Origin of the sequence: Pseudomonas sp. 22515 (assembly GCF_052044625.1) — a bacterium.
In the GTDB taxonomy this organism is placed as follows: domain Bacteria; phylum Pseudomonadota; class Gammaproteobacteria; order Pseudomonadales; family Pseudomonadaceae; genus Aquipseudomonas; species Aquipseudomonas alloputida.
In genome coordinates this window covers 1-16,843 of record NZ_JBQENN010000050.1, presented here as the reverse complement: position 1 = coordinate 16,843, position 16,843 = coordinate 1, and the positions used below count along the sequence as shown (strand labels likewise).

Here is a 16,843-nt window from a genome sequence, read left to right as displayed (position 1 = left end):
TGGTGCGCCAGGCATGGCGCGTTGCGCGATAGCGCAACCAGCTTGGCTGTGGTGGCCTCGCTGGTGACTTGGGGGTGAAAGTCCTCTACACACCCGGCAAGGGGAAGTGTTAGCCAGAGGCAAGGGTGTCGTGGGCGACTACGAATCTGAAGGAAGCCCGAGGCAAAATGCTGGCCTGACGAACAGGAAGCGGATCAGGCGGCGCAGCGGGGCAAGACGGCCATAATCGTCAAAGCCCAATACTTGCACGGAACGCTGCGACGTAAATCCGACAGGCATAAGCAGGAAGGTCACGCGAATTACCCTGGGAGATCTGTACGCTTGCCTTGGTGCTACCGAGCGTCGAGAGGCGACGGGATGAGCGTGCAGAAGTCAGCCGAGGCCGTAGTAAGTGGCGGTTAACCGCGTCACCAAGGGCCGAACAGGTTATGCCGCCAGTAGGCGTCACTGTCTCGTTGGTAGCCGCAATGCAGAAATTTCCTAAAACGGAATCTGTCACTCCGAATCCCGGCCAGAAGCCGAGGATGATGCCTGACAGCGCAAAGGTATCGACGGCGTCATCGGCGTGGACGAACGCAGAGCCGGACACGCTGATGGAGCGGGTGCTCGCACCGGCCAACCTCAGACGTGCGTATAAGCGCGTAGTCAGCAATAAGGGAGCGCCGGGTGCCGATGGCATGACGGTCGCCGACCTTGCAGGCTATGTGAATCAGTATTGGCCAATCCTCAAAGGCAGATTGCTGGCCGGTGAATACCATCCCCAAGCCGTACGTGCGGTTGAAATTCTCAAGCCGCAGGGCGGCACGCGGCAACTGGGAATTCCCAGCGTCGTGGATCGCCTGATCCAGCAGGCATTGCTGCAACAACTCACGCCATTCTTCGATCCTTTGTTCTCGGATTTTAGCTACGGCTTCCGTCCGGGCAGGAGCGCGCATCAAGCTGTCGAGATGGCCCGTGCCCATGTGGCATCGGGGCACCGGTGGTGCGTGGAAGTCGATCTGGAGAAGTTTTTTGATCGGGTCAACCACGACATCCTCATGGCCTGTATCGAGCGCCGGGTCAAAGATAAGTGCGTACTTAGGCTTATCCGTCGCTACCTTGAAGCGGGAGTCATGTCAGGCGGTGTCGTCAGTCCACGGCAGGAAGGGACGCCGCAAGGCGGCCCGCTCTCGCCGCTGCTGTCGAATATCCTGCTCGATGAATTTGACCGCGAACTGGAGCGGCGGGGCCATCGCTTCGTGCGCTATGCCGATGACGCGAACATTTATGTGCGCAGTCCTCGGGCTGGCGAACGGGTACTGGCTAGTGTCGAGCGCTTCCTGAGTCAACGTTTGAAACTGACGGTGAATCAGAAGAAGAGTCGAGTCGCGAGAGCCTGGAAGTGTGATTACTTGGGTTATGGGATGAGCTGGCATCAGCAGCCAAGGTTGCGGGTGGCAACGGTGAGCCTGAGTCGCCTGCGCGACCGGCTCGCAGAGCTGCTATGCGGCGCGCGGGGCCGCAAGATGGCAAACACCATCGAGCGGATAAACCCCGTACTACGAGGTTGGGCGGGTTACTTCAAGCTCAGCCAGAGCAAGCGGCCACTTGAGGAGCTGGATGGCTGGATCAGGCACAAACTCCGCTGTGCCATTTGGCGCCAATGGAAACAGCCCTCTACGAGGGCGCGCAACCTGATGCGTCTGGGCTTAAGCGAGGAGCGTGCCTGTAAATCGGCCTATAACGGCCGAGGCCCATGGTGGAACTCGGGGGCGCCACATATGAATCAGGCGCTGCCGAAGAAACTATGGGATCGACTCGGACTGGTCTCGATACTGGATACGATCAACCGGCTTAGCCGCATAGCTTGAACCGCCGTGTACGGAACCGTACGCACGGTGGTGTGAGAGGACGGCGGGTGTGAACCCGCCTCCTACTCAATTCTGCGCGCTCCCACACAGGGCGATGCGGTGGCCCTCAGCCCAGTACCACCTCCATCACCCGGATGACGTCCGGCTGTGGGTAATGCCACCTTACTTGCACATCCCAGAACTTCACCCCGTACACCCGCTCGGACGGTGGTATCTGGTAGGCCGGCCGTGGGTCCTGCGCCAGGCATTGCTCGATCAGTTGCACCAGCGGCTCATTCAAACGCAGCGCATGCTCGCGGGCCTGGATCAGGGCGTTGTCCGCCCACTGCACGGCAATTGCCACAGGCGCTGCATTGGCCATCTGGTTGCTGGCGCCAGCGACGCTGTCGGCATAGGGCACATACGGCTTGATGTCCAGCACCGGCGTGCCGTCGAGCAGGTCGATCCCGGACAGCAGCAGGCGCCCGGGCTCCACGCCCTCCAGGCGTACCACCGACTGGCCGATGCCGTTGGGCCGGTGGGTGGCGCGGGTGGCGAACACCCCCATGCTCTTGTTGCCGCCAAGACGCGGAGGCCGCACTTTCAGGCGCGGCTTTTCTTCCAGGGCCTGGTGGAACAGGAACAGCAGCCAGACATGGCTGACCTGCTCCAGGCCTTCGACCGCGTCACCTTGATCGAACGGCGGCAACAGTTCGAGTACGCCACGGGCGGCAGGCGCCAGCTGCGGCTGGCGCGGAATGGCGAACTTTTCCTTGAAACAGGAGTGGACGATGCCGACCGGGACAACCGTATGCTGCATGGCCACTCAGCCGCGCACGCGCAGGGTCAGGCCCTTGAGGAAGTTGCGCATCAACTGGTCGCCACACGGGCGGTAGTTGTCGTGGCCAGCCTTACGGAACAGCGCGCTGAGCTCAGGTTTGCTGACCGGGAAGTTGACCGACTTGAGAATCGCGTGCAGGTCGTCTTCCTTGAGCTCAAAGGCCACACGCAGCTTCTTGAGGATCAGGTTGTTGGTTACCGGCAGCTCGATCGGCTGCTGCGGGCGGCTATCGTCTTTGCCTCGGCGGTAGATCACCAGGCCGTCAAGGAAGTGCGCCATCACCCGTTCCGGGCAGCGCACGAAGCCTTCCTCTTCTTCTTTTTTCAGGTAGGTGGCCAGCACCAGAGGATGCACTTCGAGGCCAGAGAGCCCGATGATCTCGGCCATCTTGGCGTCGTTCACCTTGAGCATGTAGCGCAGGCTGCGCAGGACGTCGTTGTGGTTCATTGCAGCAGAATCCTGTTCAGGTGCCGCGCGTTCCGGCGCGGCGTATTGCTTAGAAACGTTCGGAGGTAGCCAGGTAACGCCATTGGCCCAAGGGCAGCTTGCCCATCGACACACCACCCAGGCGAATGCGTCGCATGCTTAAAAGCTCCAGGCGCAGGTAGGCGCATAGCTCGGAAATCTGCCCTGGTTGTGGGTTTTTCAACACCATGCGCAGGTGTGTCTCGTTCTGCCAGCTGGCCTTGGCCTTGGGCAACTCGCGGTCATTGCGCATGGCCCCACGCGCCAGGCGTTCCAGCGCCTGGGGGGTGGTTTCGCCGCGCACTTCAATGATGAACTCTTGCTCCAGGCGACGCAGGTCGGCCTCGATCTTGCGGGATACCCGCCAGTCCTGGGTAAACACCTGCAGGCCGCTGGCGCCCCGCTCCAGCGGTGCCACGCAGGCCTGCCGGGCAAAATGCCCGTGCAGGGCGCGCACGCCTTCGCGGTGGGCCTCGCTAAGGCTGCCCATGTTCATGCTGGCGCGGGCGTCTTCACTGTCCATGCCGGCTGGCTGGTTCAGCAGCAGGGTCACCGGCTCCAGGGTTTCGGCACGGGCGCCCGGCAGCAGTTCGACGCGCTGCTGCTCAACCTTGAACTGCGGCTGCTCGACCACCACGCCATCGACCGTTACCCAGCCTCCTTCAATGTACTGCTCGGCCTCGCGGCGGGAGCAGCCGAGCTGCTCGATGAGGCGTTTGGACAGGCGGACGGGTTCGGACATGGGGCAATTCGCAAGGCAGGGAAAGGCCTCCATTGTACCTGCCTGCAAGCGGTAGATGATGGGAATCTGTGTCAGATGCGCCATTTTGGACACATAGCGCGGCACATTCAGGCGCCGCCTCAAGGCACTGTGCGCATTAGCCTCATGTGCAGCAGAGGATAGGGCTGGCCCAGGCCGTCGGTTTCCGAACGGCCGATGACCTCGAAACCCTCATGCAGGTAGAAGCCCAGCGCTTTCGGGTTCTGTTCGTTGACGTCAAGGTACTCGGCATTCAGCTCATTGATGGCATAGCGCAGCAGGCGCTTGCCTACCCCTTGGCCGCGGTAGCCAGGTGCGACGAACAGCATGTCCACCCGCCCGTTGGCGACACCGGCGAAACCACAGATGCGCTGGCGGTCCTTGCAGCAGATCAGCATCACTGCGTCGAGGTAGCGGCGCAGCACATGTTCGCGCAGTAGCAGGATATAACCCTCTGGCAGAAAGTCGTGGGTGGCGCGTACTGAATCCTCCCACACCTGTACCAGCTCGCTGTAGTCGCACAAGCGCGGGGTTTGCAGCGTCAGTAGCGCAGCCATGCCGGTGTTCCTCTGGGGCGATAGGGAAAACATAGCAGGCCAACCACCGGTCGGCTTGTTCGCTTAGCGCTTGAGACCTGAGGGGTGACGGTCTATTAATTAAGCGTGGGAAAAAATCCCACGTAAATATAAGTTCAATCTGAAGCAAGATTACTGACTGATTTGGCGTTCTCGTGGCGAAGACCTGGAGACGGACTATGCAAATCCACCTGCTGTTCAAGAAGGCTTTACTCGCGGCTGCTGTAGCTGGCGTGTTGTCGATGTCCATTGCCTTGATCCCTGACTCGATTTCTCATGGCTCCAGTGCCTACGCTAAAGATGGCGGTGGCGGTGGCGGTGGCGGTGGCGGTGGCGGTGGCGGTGGCGGTGGAAGTGGCGGTGGCGGTGGCCACGGTGGTGGTGGAAGTGGTGGCGGCGGTGGCCATGGTGGCGGAAGCGGAAGTGGTGGCCACGGCAGCGGCGGTGACGGTGGTGGCCATGCCGGCAACAGCGGCAGTGGCCACGACGGTAATTCAAACGCTGGGCGCAGCAGCAACCATGCTGAAGCGGGTGACGATCATGGCAATCACGCGGGGGGGGAACCCGGGGATGATCATGGTAATCATGTCGGCGGTGAGCCTGGCGATGATCACGGCAATCATGTTGGTGGTGAACCTGGTGACGATCACGGCAACCATGTGGGTGGCGAACCGGGTGATGACCACGGTGTTCATGCCGGCGGCGAGGCCGGGGATGACAACAGCAGAAGCTGATTGGCGCTGACCCGAAGTGGCCCATACAAAACCCAGCGGACGGGTTTTGTATGAGCAGGTTCTGGCCTGTCTTGCCTTTATCACGTCATTTCCAATGAGCGCTGACAGCTTTTTCCTCGTCCATGCCGGGATATGATTGCGGTTTGCGTGGGATTAATTCCCGCGTCTTATACTGGGTGCCTCTGTCAAGGAATGCCCTCGATGCAATCGCCTGTCTTACCCCCGTCGATGCTGAGTGCGCTGCGGCGTGTGATGCGCCCGCTGGTGCGCCTGATGCTGCGCAAAGGGGTTACCTACACGATGTTCACCGACCTGCTCAAGGAGGTGTTCGTCGATGTGGCCCATCGCGAGTTTCGCCTGAACGACACCGCGCCAACCGATAGCCGCATCAGCCTGCTTACCGGCGTACATCGTAAAGATGTCCGGCGGCTGCGTAATGAGGGTGACACTGCAATTGCGGCCCTGCCGGATAACATCACGCTAGGTGCACAGTTGGTCAATGTATGGACCAACACCCCACCATTCTGCTCGGCACCCGGCCAGGCGAGGGCGCTTGCGCGGCTAGCCAGTGTGGGTGGCGATTGCTCATTCGACGCCCTGGTCGCCAAGGTCAGCACCGATATCCGCGGCCGGGTGGTGTTGGACGAATGGTTGCGCCTGGGCGTCGTGCGGCTCGATGAGCAGGATTGCGTGCACTTGGAAGCCCATGCATTCGTGCCACAGAAGGGTTTTGATGAAAAGGCTGCGTACTTCGGCCACAACCTGCATGACCATGCCTGTGCGGCGGTGCACAACCTCAGCGGCGAAGGTCCGCCATTTTTTGAGCGTAGCGTGCACTACGATGCCTTGAGCCCGGCCAGCGTCGAGCATTTGCGAGATGTGGTAGCCAAGGATGGCATGCAGACACTACTTGCCTTCAGCCGGCTTGCAGCAGCGTTGGAGAGTGCTGATGAGCCCGGTATCGAACAACGTCAGCGCATCACTGTCGGGCTTTATTTCTACACTGAAGCTACCGATTCCGACCCGTCGAAGACACCCGGCCCATGACTCTTCCTGTGCGCTACCTCAGTGCTGTCATGTTTGCCCTGGTTTTCGGGGGAAACCTGATGGCCCCGGCCGAGGTGGCCGCAGCGCCGGTGTGTGTCAGCCGTGACGAGATGGGTATGGCCGGTGCCGCAGGCCTGCAGTTTCCCGGCGGTATGGGCGGCACCGGTGTACGCAATGAAAATGGCGGCGTCGGTGGCACCGGTGCCCCAGTCCAGCAACGTCCGGGTGGTACAGGCGGCACAGGCGCGGTGGCGGAGGGTGTGGACGGCACCTACTTTGATCAGCGCCACGGTGATGTAGGTGGTACCGGTACGCCGATCCTGCGCCCGGGTGGTACTGGGGGTACAGGCATCGTCGGTACCATCACCGGCTTCGCCTCGATCTGCGTCAATGGCATGGAAGTGCACTATGGCAAGGACGTACCGGTGAGTGAAAACGGTGCGCCTGCCAGCAGTGGTCACCTGGCGATCGGGCAGGTGGTGGCGGTGGAGGCATTCGCCACCCAGCGCGGCCTGCAAGCGGGGCGCATTTCGATCCTCAACGTCTTCGAAGGGCCGTTGACGGCGCTGCCCAATGCCTCGGCCCCGCTGCGGGTCATGGGCCAACCCGTGCGGCTGGCCGCTGGCGCGCGGGTAGCTGAAGGGTTGCGCCCGGGTGAGCCCGTGAGGGTCAGCGGCCTGCGCGATGCCCGGGGAGAAGTCGTGGCGACCCGTATCGAACGGGCACCGGGGTTGAGGGAGGCCAGCGCCATCGGCGCGGTTGATCGCACTGGCAGCCTTCAAGGGTTGAAGTTGGGTACCCGTGTGGCGCCTGCACGTGAGGTGCTGGTGCGCGGCCAGTGGACCGGGCGCCAGCTTGAAGTGGCGCAAACCCGTCCAGACCCGAGCCTGCCTTTTGCTGGTCGTGTCCAGCAGGCGGTGGTTGAAGGGCTGGTACAGCGCACACAAGCTCGGCAGTTGGTGGTTGCAGGTCTCAATGTGACATTGGGGCAGGGCACCGTAATTGTCGGTCGGCAGCCAGCGGCGTTGGCGCTTGATCAACGTGTGCGGGTGAGCGGGGTGCTCAATGGAACTCACGAGCTGCGGGCAACCCGCGTGGAATTCCAGGACGACCGTGTCGACAATCCTGACAGAAGCCAGTCGGGGCACGGTGGTGAGCATGACGGAAGTAGCTCCGGCGGCTCCAGCAGCGGTCATGGCGCAAGCGATGGGGCCAGCGATCGCGATGAAAACAGCGATGATCACAGTGGGCGCAGTGCCGTTGACGGCTCCAGTGACCATGGCAGCGGTGAAAAGTCGGGAAAGTCGGTACACCTCGACGCATTGGAGCAATCGACGCGCAGCAACAGTGGAAGCTCCGATCGGGTTGAGAAGGTCGAAGTCGAAAACACCGGAAAGGTCGAAAAAGTAGACAAGGTCGAGAAGCCCGAGAAAGTCGAGAAGGTCGAGAAGGTCGAGAAGGTCGAGAAGGTCGAGAAGGTCGAGAAGGTCGAGAAGGTCGAGAAGGTCGAGAAGGTCGAGAAGGTCGAGAAGGTTGAGAAAGTCGAGAAAGTCGAGAAAGTCGAGAAGCCCGAGAAAGTAGAAAAAGTAGAAAAGCCTGAGCGGGTCGAAAAGGTGGAGTTACCAGAGAAAGTTGAAAAGGTGGAGAGGCCGGAAAAGGCAGAGACGGTGGAAAAAGTCGAGCATCCAGAGCGATCCGGGCGTTAGCCAACTAGGCTGGGTAAGTCTGGCCATGCTTCCCGAAAGAGTACTGAGTTGCAAATGAGACCCACGCTCCCTCTGTTCGCCTGTTTGCTCTCGTGCACCTGCGTGTCGGCGCTGGCCGATACCTTCAGTGCCGCCATTGGCATGGATTATTCAAGTGGCGACTATGGTACCGGCACCACTTCGGAAATCTGGTATGTGCCGGTGGTCGGCAAGTATGAGAGCGGCCCCATGACCTACAAGGTTACCGTGCCTTGGTTGCGTATCACCAACCCCGAAGTCGGCCCCAATGGTGACCCCTTGCCCGGTGGTTGCCGAGACGTGGAAAGCGGGTTGGGTGACACGGTTGCCAGCGCCGCCTATGCACTGCTCGATGGTCGTGACGGCGGCCTGATGCTGGACCTGATCGGCAAGGTCAAATTCCCTACCGCTGATGAAGACCAGTGCCTGGGCACCGGCCAGTACGATTACACCACCCAGGTCGACATAGCCAAGGGCTTTGGCCCGGTCACCGGTTTCGCGACGCTGGGTTGGAAGAAGTTCGGTGACCCGCCCGATAGCGACTTCGATGACCCGGTATTTGCCAGTCTCGGCTTTGCCCTGCCGGTGGCGGTCGGTACTTCGGCCGGCGCCTCCTACGATTGGCGGCAGAAAGTGGTCTCGACCGGGGCGCAGATCAAGGAGCTTACCCTGTTCCTCACCCACAAGCTCAACCAGCAGTGGAAAGTCCAACTCTATGCAGTCAAAGGCTTCTCGGATGCCAGCCCGGATGCCGAGGGCGGCCTGATGCTGTTTCACACGTTCTGACAAAAAAGCCCCTGCGCCGGTCATTCCCTATGGAGAACGCCGGGGCAGGGGCTTTGCAGGCTTCAGCCGTTTTAGATGGGTTCAGCCCACATGTCGTACTCGTCGGCATCCACCACACGGCAACGCACTTTGTCGCCTGGCTTGAAACCATGGTCGCCATCGATGAACACGCTGCCATCGATTTCCGGTGCATCGAAGAAGCTGCGGCCAACCGAACCTTGTTCCTCGACTTCGTCGATCAGCACGTCGATTTCCTTGCCGATGCGCAATTGCAGGCGGGCAGCACTGATGGCCTGCTGGTGGGCCATGAAGCGGTCCCAGCGCTCTTGCTTGACGTCGTCCGGTACTTCGGCCAGGCCCAGGTCGTTGGCCGGGGCGCCTTCCACCGGCGAGTACTGGAAGCAGCCCACGCGGTCGAGCTGGGCTTCGGTCAGCCAGTCCAGCAGGTACTGGAAGTCTTCCTCGGTCTCGCCCGGGAAGCCGACGATGAAGGTGGAGCGGATCACCAGCTCAGGGCACTGCTCGCGCCAGTTCTTGATGCGCGCCAGGGTGCGGTCTTCGAAGGCCGGGCGCTTCATCGACTTGAGCACTTTCGGGCTGGCGTGCTGGAACGGGATGTCCAGGTACGGCAGGATCTTGCCGGCAGCCATCAGCGGGATCACGTCGTCAACGTTCGGGTAAGGGTACACATAGTGCAGGCGTACCCAGGCGCCCAGGCTGCTCAGTGCTTCGCACAGCTCGAGCATGCGGGTCTTCACCGGGCGGCCGTTCCAGAAGTCGGTCTTGTACTTGACGTCGACGCCGTAGGCGCTGGTGTCTTGGGAAATCACCAGGATTTCCTTCACCCCGGCCTTGACCAGGCGCTCGGCCTCGCTCAGCACTTCACCCACCGGGCGGCTGACCAGCTTGCCGCGCATCGACGGGATGATGCAGAAGCTGCAGCTGTGGTTGCAGCCTTCGGAGATCTTCAGGTAGGCATAGTGGCGCGGGGTCAGCTTGACGCCCTGTGGCGGCACCAGGTCGATCAGCGGGTTGTGGTCCTGACGCGGCGGCACCACTTCGTGAACGGCGTTGACTACCTGCTCGTACTGCTGCGGGCCAGTGACCGACAGCACGCTTGGGTGCACGTCACGGATGCTGCCTTCTTCGACGCCCATGCAGCCGGTGACGATCACCTTGCCGTTTTCCTTGATGGCTTCGCCGATCACTTCCAGCGATTCGGCCTTGGCGCTGTCGATGAAGCCGCAGGTGTTGACCACCACCACGTCGGCGTCCTCGTAGGTGGGTACGACTTCATAGCCTTCCATGCGCAGCTGGGTCAGGATGCGCTCGGAGTCGACCAGGGCTTTTGGGCAACCCAGGCTTACGAAACCTACCTTGGGGGTGGCGGGCGTGGTGGACATGACTAACCTCGGTATTGAATACAGGTCGCCCGGCCGGAATCGGGGGCGAACTTGACGGGCGCTTTTGGCGCCTCTGATCAAAAAGTGCGCAATTCTAGCGAGCGCAAGGGCGCTTGACCAGCAGAAATACGACGAACGCTGCGCTATGCTTCGCGCCGTTGCGCCGGGGTACCTTCCAGGGCCTGGTGGCAGATTGATTACCAAGGGCCGTGAAGGCCGTTTGCGGGAGTGGTCGATGGTTCAGGCAAGCAGTCACGCTGAGGGCGGGCACGAGGGGAAGCAGGGTGCGTCACGGTCGGTGGGCCTGCTCGTGGCGGCGGTCGGGGTAGTTTATGGCGATATCGGCACCAGCCCGTTGTATACCCTCAAGGAAGTCTTTACCGGCGGCTACGGGGTGTCGGTCAACCATGATGGCGTGCTGGGGATCCTGTCGCTGATCCTTTGGTCGTTGTTGTGGGTGGTGTCATTCAAGTATGTGATGTTCATCTTGCGTGCCGATAACCAGGGGGAGGGTGGCACCATGGCGTTGACCGCTCTGGCGCGGCGGGCCACGGCGGCGTACCCGCGGCTGCGCACGCTGATGGTGATCTGTGGCTTGATCGGCGCTTCGCTGTTTTATGGCGACAGCATGATCACCCCGGCGGTGTCGGTGCTGTCGGCGGTGGAGGGCATGGGCCTGGCCTTCGATGGCATCGACCACTGGGTGGTGCCAATTTCGCTGGTGGTGCTGGTGGCGCTGTTCCTGGTGCAGCAACATGGCACTGAGAAGATCGGCAAGCTGTTTGGTCCGATCATGGTGACCTGGTTCGTGGCGCTGGGCGCGCTGGGTGTGCATGGCATCTCGCAGAGCCCGGAAGTACTCAAGGCGTTCAACCCGGGCTGGGCAGTCAACTTCTTCGTGGTGCACCCCGGTATTGGCGTGGCCATTCTGGGTGCGGTAGTGCTGGCGCTGACCGGTGCCGAGGCGCTGTACGCCGACATGGGGCACTTTGGCCGCAAGCCGATTGCCCGGGCCTGGTTCATCCTGGTGCTCCCGGCGCTGGTGCTCAATTATTTTGGCCAGGGTGCACTGCTGCTGCAAAACCCGGAGGCCGCGCGCAACCCGTTCTACCTGCTGGCGCCGGGCTGGGCGCTGCTGCCGTTGGTCGGGCTGGCCACCATGGCCACGGTTATCGCTTCGCAGGCGGTGATTTCCGGGGCCTTCTCCCTGACCCGTCAGGCCATTCAGCTGGGCTACATCCCACGTATGCAGATTCAGCACACCTCAAGCGACGAGCAGGGGCAGATCTACATTGGTGCAGTGAACTGGACGCTGATGGTGGGTGTGGTGCTGCTGGTCATCGGCTTCGGGTCCTCGGGCGCTCTGGCGGCAGCCTACGGGGTTGCGGTCACCGGTACCATGCTGATGACCACCATCCTGGTGTCCGCGGTGATGCTGCTGCTGTGGAAGTGGCCGCCGCTGCTTGCAGTGCCGATTCTGGTCGGCTTCCTGTTTGTCGACGGGCTGTTCTTCGCCGCCAACGTGCCGAAAATCGTCCAGGGTGGTGCCTTCCCCGTGTTGGCCGGTGGTGTGCTCTACCTGCTGATGAGCACCTGGAAGCGCGGCAAGCAGATTCTGGTCGAGCGCATCGATGAAGGTGCCCTGCCATTGCCATTGTTCATCAGCAGCATCCGCATTCAGCCACCGCACCGGGTCGAGGGGACTGCAGTGTTTCTGACGGCACGCTCCGATGCCGTGCCGCATGCGCTGTTGCACAACATGTTGCACAACCAGGTGTTGCACAGCCAGGTGGTGCTGCTGACGGTGGTCAGCGAAGACCGGCCGCGGGTACCGGAACATGAGCGTTTCGAGGTGGAAGCCTATGGCGACGGATTCTTCCGTGTGTTGCTGCACTTTGGGTTCATGGATGAGCCGGACGTGCCTGCCGCGTTGAAGCTGTGTCATCTGGATGACCTGGACTTCACGCCCATGCGCACTACCTACTTCCTCAGCCGCGAGACGGTGATCGCGTCACGGCTGGAGGGGATGTCGCGCTGGCGGGGCAACCTGTTCGCGTTCCTGCTGAAAAATGCCAACGGCAACTTGCGCTTCTTCAACCTGCCGTTGAACCGGGTGATCGAACTGGGGACGCAGGTCGAGATCTGAATGGGTTTGCACAGCAAGGGTCAGGGCCGCAGAGCGGCCCTGACCCTTGTCAGTTCTGTTCAGCTACGCTGGTCTTGCCCTGGCGCGTCTCGATCTCGCCAATCAAGCGCTTGGCGAGTGCCGGGTAGTTCTCGTCGAAGTGGTGACCACCAGGCAGTTTCAGGCGTTCACCCACTGCCGTCTTTTCCGTGCAACCGCTCTCGTCGGTTTCCTCGACGCCATATACGCACACGACCTTGGACGCTGGCAGCTTGGCCATTTCCGGCCCGGTTGGCGCTTCCTGGCCTTCCTTGCCCAGCCAACCCTCGACCTCGATCTCGAAGCTGCCACTGCGCGCAAAGGCTAGCAGCACCACCGCGTCGATACGCTGCTGGTCCTCGACGGGCAGGCGGTTGTAGATTGCCGGCAGCACGTCGGCGCCGAACGAATAGCCGGTCAATACGAAGCGCTTGGTACCCCACTTCTGCCGGTAGTGATGCATCAGCTCGGAAAGGTCGGCGGCGCTTTGTTCCGGGGTCTTGTGCTGCCAGTAGTAGCGCAGCGTGTCGATGCCCACCACCGGGTAACCCAGCTTGGCCATTTCCCCGGCCACGTCGCGGTCCAGGTCGCGCCAGCCGCCATCACCAGAGAGGAACAAGGTAACCGTGTCTGTGGTTTGCCCGGCCGGCACTTCGACCACCGGGATGGCCAGTGCGTTACCGTCGCGGCCGACCAGGGCTTGGGTCAGTTGCGCCTTGAGCACTTGTGGCAAGTGGATGTCGTAGTCGCTGATGCTGGTTTCGGCGTTGGCCTGGTCGCGCACGAAGGCGGCGCTGGCGTCATCCGGGTTGTCGTTCCAGGCGACGCTCCAGTGGCCATGGGCAGCCGATTTGGGCAGCGGTGCCTGGCAGTCAGGCTGTTCGAGGGTGAAGCCCACGGAAATGGCCCGCGCCTTGTCATCGTTCTGGCTGGCCAGCCAGCGCCAGGCCTGGGTGGCACCGGGGCCGATGCCGGCGACCAAGGTCGGTTTTTCCTGCAGTTGAGTCAGCGCCTGGTCCATGGCCTGTTGCTGCTTGCTGCAGTCGCCAGGCGGCAGAATCACCTGTACCAGCTGGGCTTCACCGGCCTGGCTCAGGTCGAGCAGTTGCTTGCCCGTCAGTGCCTGGTCTTGTGGCACGCCGATGGCCACCCGGGCCTTGGGGTGCACGCCAGGGGTAACACGGGTGATGCTGGTGTCATTGATGCTCATTTGCTCCAGGCGCGCCTCGGGAGCCGGGCGCGTCCACAGCCAGAAGGCCAGCGCACCACCCAGGGCGGCCAGCAGCAGGGGAACCAGCAGGTACAACCAAAAGCGTCGGGTCATCAGCGTTTCACCAATCCAGTCAGGCCGCCTGCAATCAGGGCGGCGGTGTCGGCCAGTGCCACCAGCGGGTCAAGCCCGGCTGGCACGGCCATGTAGCGGGGTTCCCAGTCCGGCTGGAACTTGTCCTTGAAGCGTCGAAGCCCCTGGAAGTTGTAAAGCTGTTCACCACGGCGGAACACCAGCGAACCCAAGCGCTGGGTCAAGGGGGCGCCGCGCCTGGGTTGCAGGCCGGACAGCGGTACCATGCCCAGGCTGAAACGCCCGTAGTCATGGCTTTTGTAGTGCAGGATCAAGCCGATCATCATGAACTCCATGGTCAGCTTTGGCGCTTCGGGGTGCGCACGCATCAGGTCGAGGCTGGCCAGCTCGTTTCCATGGGTTTCCAGCAAGTTGGCGAAGGCTACCGGGCGGCCCTGGAAGCGAATCAGGGCTATGCGGAAGTGCTGCAGGTAGTCTGGGCTGAAGCGCCCCAGCGAGAAGCCTTTCTCGCGCACGTTTTTACCGCCGAGCCAGGCGTCGGAAATTTCCTTCAGCTCAGCCAGCGGGGCGTGGCCGGGCTCATGGATCTCCAGGCTCAGGCCATCGCGTCCGCCGCGGTTCCAGGTGTAGCGCAGGTCTTTCATCTCCTTGCCTTTGGCTTCAAGGTCAAAGCGGCGCAAGTCGACCCGGGCTTCTTCACCGAGCTTCAATGCGGTCAGGCCGATGTCCATGTAGAACGGCAGGTTCTCCGCACGTACCTGGTAGAACACGGGGCGTGCGTGGTGCAGGTCGCACAGGTCGCGGAACTGCCAGATCATCTCGGCGCGTTCCTGGGCCGGGCCTATCGGGTCGTACAGCGCCACCAGGCTGCGGCCGCGCCGGGCGTACATGAGGAACGCGTTACCACGCGGGTGGAACAGCAACGCCTTGTCGCCAGTCAGCGCCAAGCCGCCGTCGGGTTGGTCGGAGGCCTGCAGGATGCGGTTGGCGCGTTGCAGCTCTTCTTCATCGGGCAGGTGGATCACGGGCGGCGCTGTGCGCAGCAGCCACGTCAGTGCCACGGCAGCCAGCAGCAAGGCACTGCCCATGGCGGCGCGCAGGCCGCGTGGCGCGTCGGCATCGAGGGTGAACTGCCACCACAGCTGATGGCTGTAAGGCACATCCTGGTAGGCGAACAGCAGAAGCCACACTGATGCGCCCACCGTACAGGCGCTGGCCACCAGGAAAACCGGTGAGAAGGGCAGCTCCAGCAGTCGGCTGGGGCGATAGAACGAGCGGCGGAACAGTGCGAGCAGGGCGGCGGTAAAGGTCAGCAGGCAAGCCTCTTCCCAGTCAAAGCCCTTCAACAGCGACAGCAGGGCGCCGACCAGCAACAGCACGGTGGTCAGTAGCCAGGCGGCGGACAGGCGCCGGCGTAGGCCTTGGGCCAGCAGCAGGCATAGCACACCGATCAGGCTGGCGCCGAAATGAGAGGCGTCGATCAGCCGGTGTGGCACCAGGAAACCCATATGCTCCAGGCGCGTATCTATCTCGGGCGTGGCACCGGAAAAAAGCAGCACCACGCCGGACAGGAACACCAGAATCGACAGGATCGGTGCGGCCAGACCTGAAGCGGCCTTGATGGCCTGTTGCGCAAACAGCAGGCGTCGGGCTTCATTGGCCAGCAGCAACACGCAGGCCAGCAGCAGTGGCAGCACCACATAGATCAGCCGGTACAGCAGCAAGGCAGCCGCCAGCGGTGCGGCACCGAGCTGGTCGGCAAAGGCCGCCAGCAGGATCGCTTCGAACACCCCGACGCCGCCCGGTACGTGGCTGAGCACGCCCGCGGCCAAGGCCAGCAGGTACACCAGCACGAACGCGCCGAAAGGAGGGGCTTCGGGCAGCAACAGGTAGAGCACGGTGGCCGCCGCCGCCACATCCAGCGCGGTTATCAGCAATTGCAGGGCCGCCAGGCGTGCATCCGGCAGGCGAAGTGTGCGCCGCCCCAGTTGAACGAGCAGGTTATTGGCCGCCGGTTGCTCGGCCAGGCGTCGGCGGTACAAGCCAATTACCAGTAAGGCAGACACCACCAGCACGGCGCTGGCAACAGCTGCCAGCAGGCCGGGCGCCAACCCGAGCGCTGTCGAGGCCGCCGGCAGGTTGCTCAATGTCGCCAAGGCGGCCAGGGGCGGCAGCGCGCAGCCCAGTGACAGGCTGGCAAACACGGTCATGCGTGCGACTTCGCCAGCACCAAGCCCTTGCCGTGCGTACAGGCGATAGCGAACCGAGCCGCCAGAGAGCATCGACAGGCCGATGGCGTTGCCGATGGCAAAGGCGCTGAAGCCGCCCAGTGCCAGGCTGCGTGCTGGCAGTTTCACGCCCGCATAGCGGCTGGCCGACCACTCGTAGCCCAGCAGGATCACAAAGCCGATCACCGTTGCCAGCAAGGCGCCCAGCAATGACTGGGTGGGCACACTGAGCATGGCATCGTGCAAGGCATAGATGTCCAGCTCGCTCAGCAGGTGGCGGCAGGCAATCAAGGCCATCGTGAACAGTAACAGGGTCACCATCAGGCCTATGGGCTGGCGGTAGCGACTCAGGCGTTCGAGTAGGGGCAGGCGCTGCACAGCACCGGGTAGCGCCGTAGCGAGTGGCACCGGCGGTTCGGGATTGTGCGAAGTCATGAGTTGCCCCGGGCATGCGGCGCGAGGTGAAGGAAAGGTGCGGCCAAGTGAAAGTCCCTTAAGAAAACGTATCCAATGTTACTCCGGCCTCAAGCGTTTGCAGCGGCTTGGCAGGGTTAAAGATAGTTCATCCTGGGCACGACATCTCAAGCCTGCGGGTTGGCATGAGGGGAGGGAAAATCGAGGCGACGAAAATCAGGGAGGTATAAAGCAACAAACCCCGCGCTGCTTTTACACAGGCGGGGTTTGTTCTGACGAATATGGTTGCGGGAGCCGGATTTGAACCGACGACCTTCGGGTTATGAGCCCGACGAGCTACCAGGCTGCTCCATCCCGCGTCAGTGGGGCGGATTCTACAGCGTATAGTTTATATGTCAAGCGCTAGGCTTTGATTTTTCGAGGCTTTTTCGGAAAAGCTTTTTAACGGGCAAAGAAAAAGGCCACTGCGTTAACAGTGGCCTTTTCTCGAATCTGGTTGCGGGAGCCGGATTTGAACCGACGACCTTCGGGTTATGAGCCCGACGAGCTACCAGGCTGCTCCATCCCGCG

The 16,843-nt window shown here is 62.1% G+C and carries 13 protein-coding genes and 2 tRNA genes; 6 read left to right on the top strand and 9 right to left on the bottom strand.

What is annotated here, in order from left to right:
• The first annotated feature begins 428 nt into the window (after positions 1-428).
• Positions 429-1,850, top strand: a complete 1,422-nt coding sequence (ltrA, locus tag ACTJJN_RS26440) for a group II intron reverse transcriptase/maturase (RefSeq protein WP_221101214.1) — start codon at positions 429-431, stop codon at positions 1,848-1,850.
• A 106-nt stretch (positions 1,851-1,956) separates the two neighbouring features.
• Here ltrA and tsaA read toward each other — a convergent pair whose 3' ends face one another.
• The 4 genes from tsaA to ACTJJN_RS26420 all read right to left on the bottom strand — a co-directional run bounded on the left by tsaA (position 1,957) and on the right by ACTJJN_RS26420 (position 4,452).
• Entirely contained in the window at positions 1,957-2,649 is a 693-nt protein-coding gene (gene tsaA / locus ACTJJN_RS26435) for a tRNA (N6-threonylcarbamoyladenosine(37)-N6)-methyltransferase TrmO (RefSeq protein WP_004576837.1), read from the bottom strand.
• 6 nt (positions 2,650-2,655) lie between these two features.
• On the bottom strand, positions 2,656-3,117 hold the full coding sequence (locus tag ACTJJN_RS26430) for a DUF1456 family protein (protein ID WP_003254807.1): 462 nt from the start codon (positions 3,115-3,117) through the stop codon (positions 2,656-2,658).
• Between the two features lie 49 nt (positions 3,118-3,166).
• On the bottom strand, positions 3,167-3,877 hold the full coding sequence (locus tag ACTJJN_RS26425; protein WP_021783315.1) for an rRNA pseudouridine synthase: 711 nt from the start codon (positions 3,875-3,877) through the stop codon (positions 3,167-3,169).
• A gap of 119 nt (positions 3,878-3,996) precedes the next feature.
• On the bottom strand, positions 3,997-4,452 hold the full coding sequence (locus ACTJJN_RS26420) for a GNAT family N-acetyltransferase (protein ID WP_003254803.1): 456 nt from the start codon (positions 4,450-4,452) through the stop codon (positions 3,997-3,999).
• Between the two features lie 294 nt (positions 4,453-4,746).
• On the opposite strand from ACTJJN_RS26420, the gene ACTJJN_RS26415 reads away from it, so the two are divergent.
• The 4 genes from ACTJJN_RS26415 (at position 4,747) to ACTJJN_RS26400 (ending at position 8,761) form a co-directional block, all read left to right on the top strand.
• Positions 4,747-5,214 (top strand): hypothetical protein, encoded by a 468-nt coding sequence (locus tag ACTJJN_RS26415; RefSeq protein ID WP_440781759.1) that lies wholly within the window; start codon positions 4,747-4,749, stop codon positions 5,212-5,214.
• Positions 5,215-5,405: 191 nt separating this feature from the next.
• Complete coding sequence (locus ACTJJN_RS26410) at positions 5,406-6,251, top strand: DUF6502 family protein (RefSeq protein ID WP_003254799.1); 846 nt, start codon at positions 5,406-5,408, stop codon at positions 6,249-6,251.
• On the top strand, positions 6,248-7,957 hold the full coding sequence (locus ACTJJN_RS26405; protein ID WP_440781758.1) for a DUF5666 domain-containing protein: 1,710 nt from the start codon (positions 6,248-6,250) through the stop codon (positions 7,955-7,957). Before ACTJJN_RS26410 ends, ACTJJN_RS26405 begins: the two co-directional genes overlap by 4 nt.
• Positions 7,958-8,011: 54 nt before the next feature.
• On the top strand, positions 8,012-8,761 hold the full coding sequence (locus ACTJJN_RS26400) for a hypothetical protein (protein ID WP_012051465.1): 750 nt from the start codon (positions 8,012-8,014) through the stop codon (positions 8,759-8,761).
• A gap of 71 nt (positions 8,762-8,832) precedes the next feature.
• Here the strand turns inward: ACTJJN_RS26400 and rimO are convergent, their stop codons facing one another.
• Complete coding sequence (rimO, locus tag ACTJJN_RS26395) at positions 8,833-10,164, bottom strand: 30S ribosomal protein S12 methylthiotransferase RimO (protein WP_004576169.1); 1,332 nt, start codon at positions 10,162-10,164, stop codon at positions 8,833-8,835.
• Positions 10,165-10,399: 235 nt separating this feature from the next.
• On the opposite strand from rimO, the gene ACTJJN_RS26390 reads away from it, so the two are divergent.
• Positions 10,400-12,310: a potassium transporter Kup gene (locus ACTJJN_RS26390; protein ID WP_012051466.1), complete on the top strand. Its 1,911-nt coding sequence runs from the start codon at positions 10,400-10,402 to the stop codon at positions 12,308-12,310.
• 49 nt (positions 12,311-12,359) lie between these two features.
• On the opposite strand, the gene ACTJJN_RS26385 is transcribed toward ACTJJN_RS26390, so the two are convergent.
• The 4 genes from ACTJJN_RS26385 to ACTJJN_RS26370 all read right to left on the bottom strand — a co-directional run bounded on the left by ACTJJN_RS26385 (position 12,360) and on the right by ACTJJN_RS26370 (position 16,843).
• Positions 12,360-13,652 carry a virulence factor family protein gene (locus ACTJJN_RS26385; protein ID WP_440781756.1) on the bottom strand — a complete coding sequence of 431 codons (1,293 nt, stop codon included), beginning with the start codon at positions 13,650-13,652 and terminating at the stop codon, positions 12,360-12,362.
• Positions 13,652-16,294, bottom strand: coding sequence for a bifunctional lysylphosphatidylglycerol flippase/synthetase MprF (gene mprF / locus ACTJJN_RS26380; RefSeq protein WP_010952355.1), 2,643 nt, complete (start codon positions 16,292-16,294; stop codon positions 13,652-13,654). Before mprF ends, ACTJJN_RS26385 begins: the two co-directional genes overlap by 1 nt.
• 261 nt (positions 16,295-16,555) lie before the next feature.
• Positions 16,556-16,632, bottom strand: a tRNA-Met gene (locus ACTJJN_RS26375).
• A gap of 134 nt (positions 16,633-16,766) precedes the next feature.
• Positions 16,767-16,843: transfer RNA gene (locus tag ACTJJN_RS26370), tRNA-Met, on the bottom strand.

Excerpts from the sequence above, each read along its gene's own strand:
- ltrA (WP_221101214.1), top strand. The coding sequence starts at position 429 with ATGCCGCCAGTAGGCGTCACTGTCTCGTTGGTAGCCGCAATGCAGAAA.
- tsaA (WP_004576837.1), bottom strand. The coding sequence starts at position 2,649 with ATGCAGCATACGGTTGTCCCGGTCGGCATCGTCCACTCCTGTTTCAAG.
- ACTJJN_RS26430 (WP_003254807.1), bottom strand. The coding sequence starts at position 3,117 with ATGAACCACAACGACGTCCTGCGCAGCCTGCGCTACATGCTCAAGGTG.
- ACTJJN_RS26425 (WP_021783315.1), bottom strand. The coding sequence starts at position 3,877 with ATGTCCGAACCCGTCCGCCTGTCCAAACGCCTCATCGAGCAGCTCGGC.
- ACTJJN_RS26420 (WP_003254803.1), bottom strand. The coding sequence starts at position 4,452 with ATGGCTGCGCTACTGACGCTGCAAACCCCGCGCTTGTGCGACTACAGC.
- ACTJJN_RS26415 (WP_440781759.1), top strand. The coding sequence starts at position 4,747 with ATGGCTCCAGTGCCTACGCTAAAGATGGCGGTGGCGGTGGCGGTGGCG.
- ACTJJN_RS26410 (WP_003254799.1), top strand. The coding sequence starts at position 5,406 with ATGCAATCGCCTGTCTTACCCCCGTCGATGCTGAGTGCGCTGCGGCGT.
- ACTJJN_RS26405 (WP_440781758.1), top strand. The coding sequence starts at position 6,248 with ATGACTCTTCCTGTGCGCTACCTCAGTGCTGTCATGTTTGCCCTGGTT.
- ACTJJN_RS26400 (WP_012051465.1), top strand. The coding sequence starts at position 8,012 with ATGAGACCCACGCTCCCTCTGTTCGCCTGTTTGCTCTCGTGCACCTGC.
- rimO (WP_004576169.1), bottom strand. The coding sequence starts at position 10,164 with ATGTCCACCACGCCCGCCACCCCCAAGGTAGGTTTCGTAAGCCTGGGT.
- ACTJJN_RS26390 (WP_012051466.1), top strand. The coding sequence starts at position 10,400 with ATGGTTCAGGCAAGCAGTCACGCTGAGGGCGGGCACGAGGGGAAGCAG.
- ACTJJN_RS26385 (WP_440781756.1), bottom strand. The coding sequence starts at position 13,652 with ATGACCCGACGCTTTTGGTTGTACCTGCTGGTTCCCCTGCTGCTGGCC.
- mprF (WP_010952355.1), bottom strand. The coding sequence starts at position 16,294 with ATGACTTCGCACAATCCCGAACCGCCGGTGCCACTCGCTACGGCGCTA.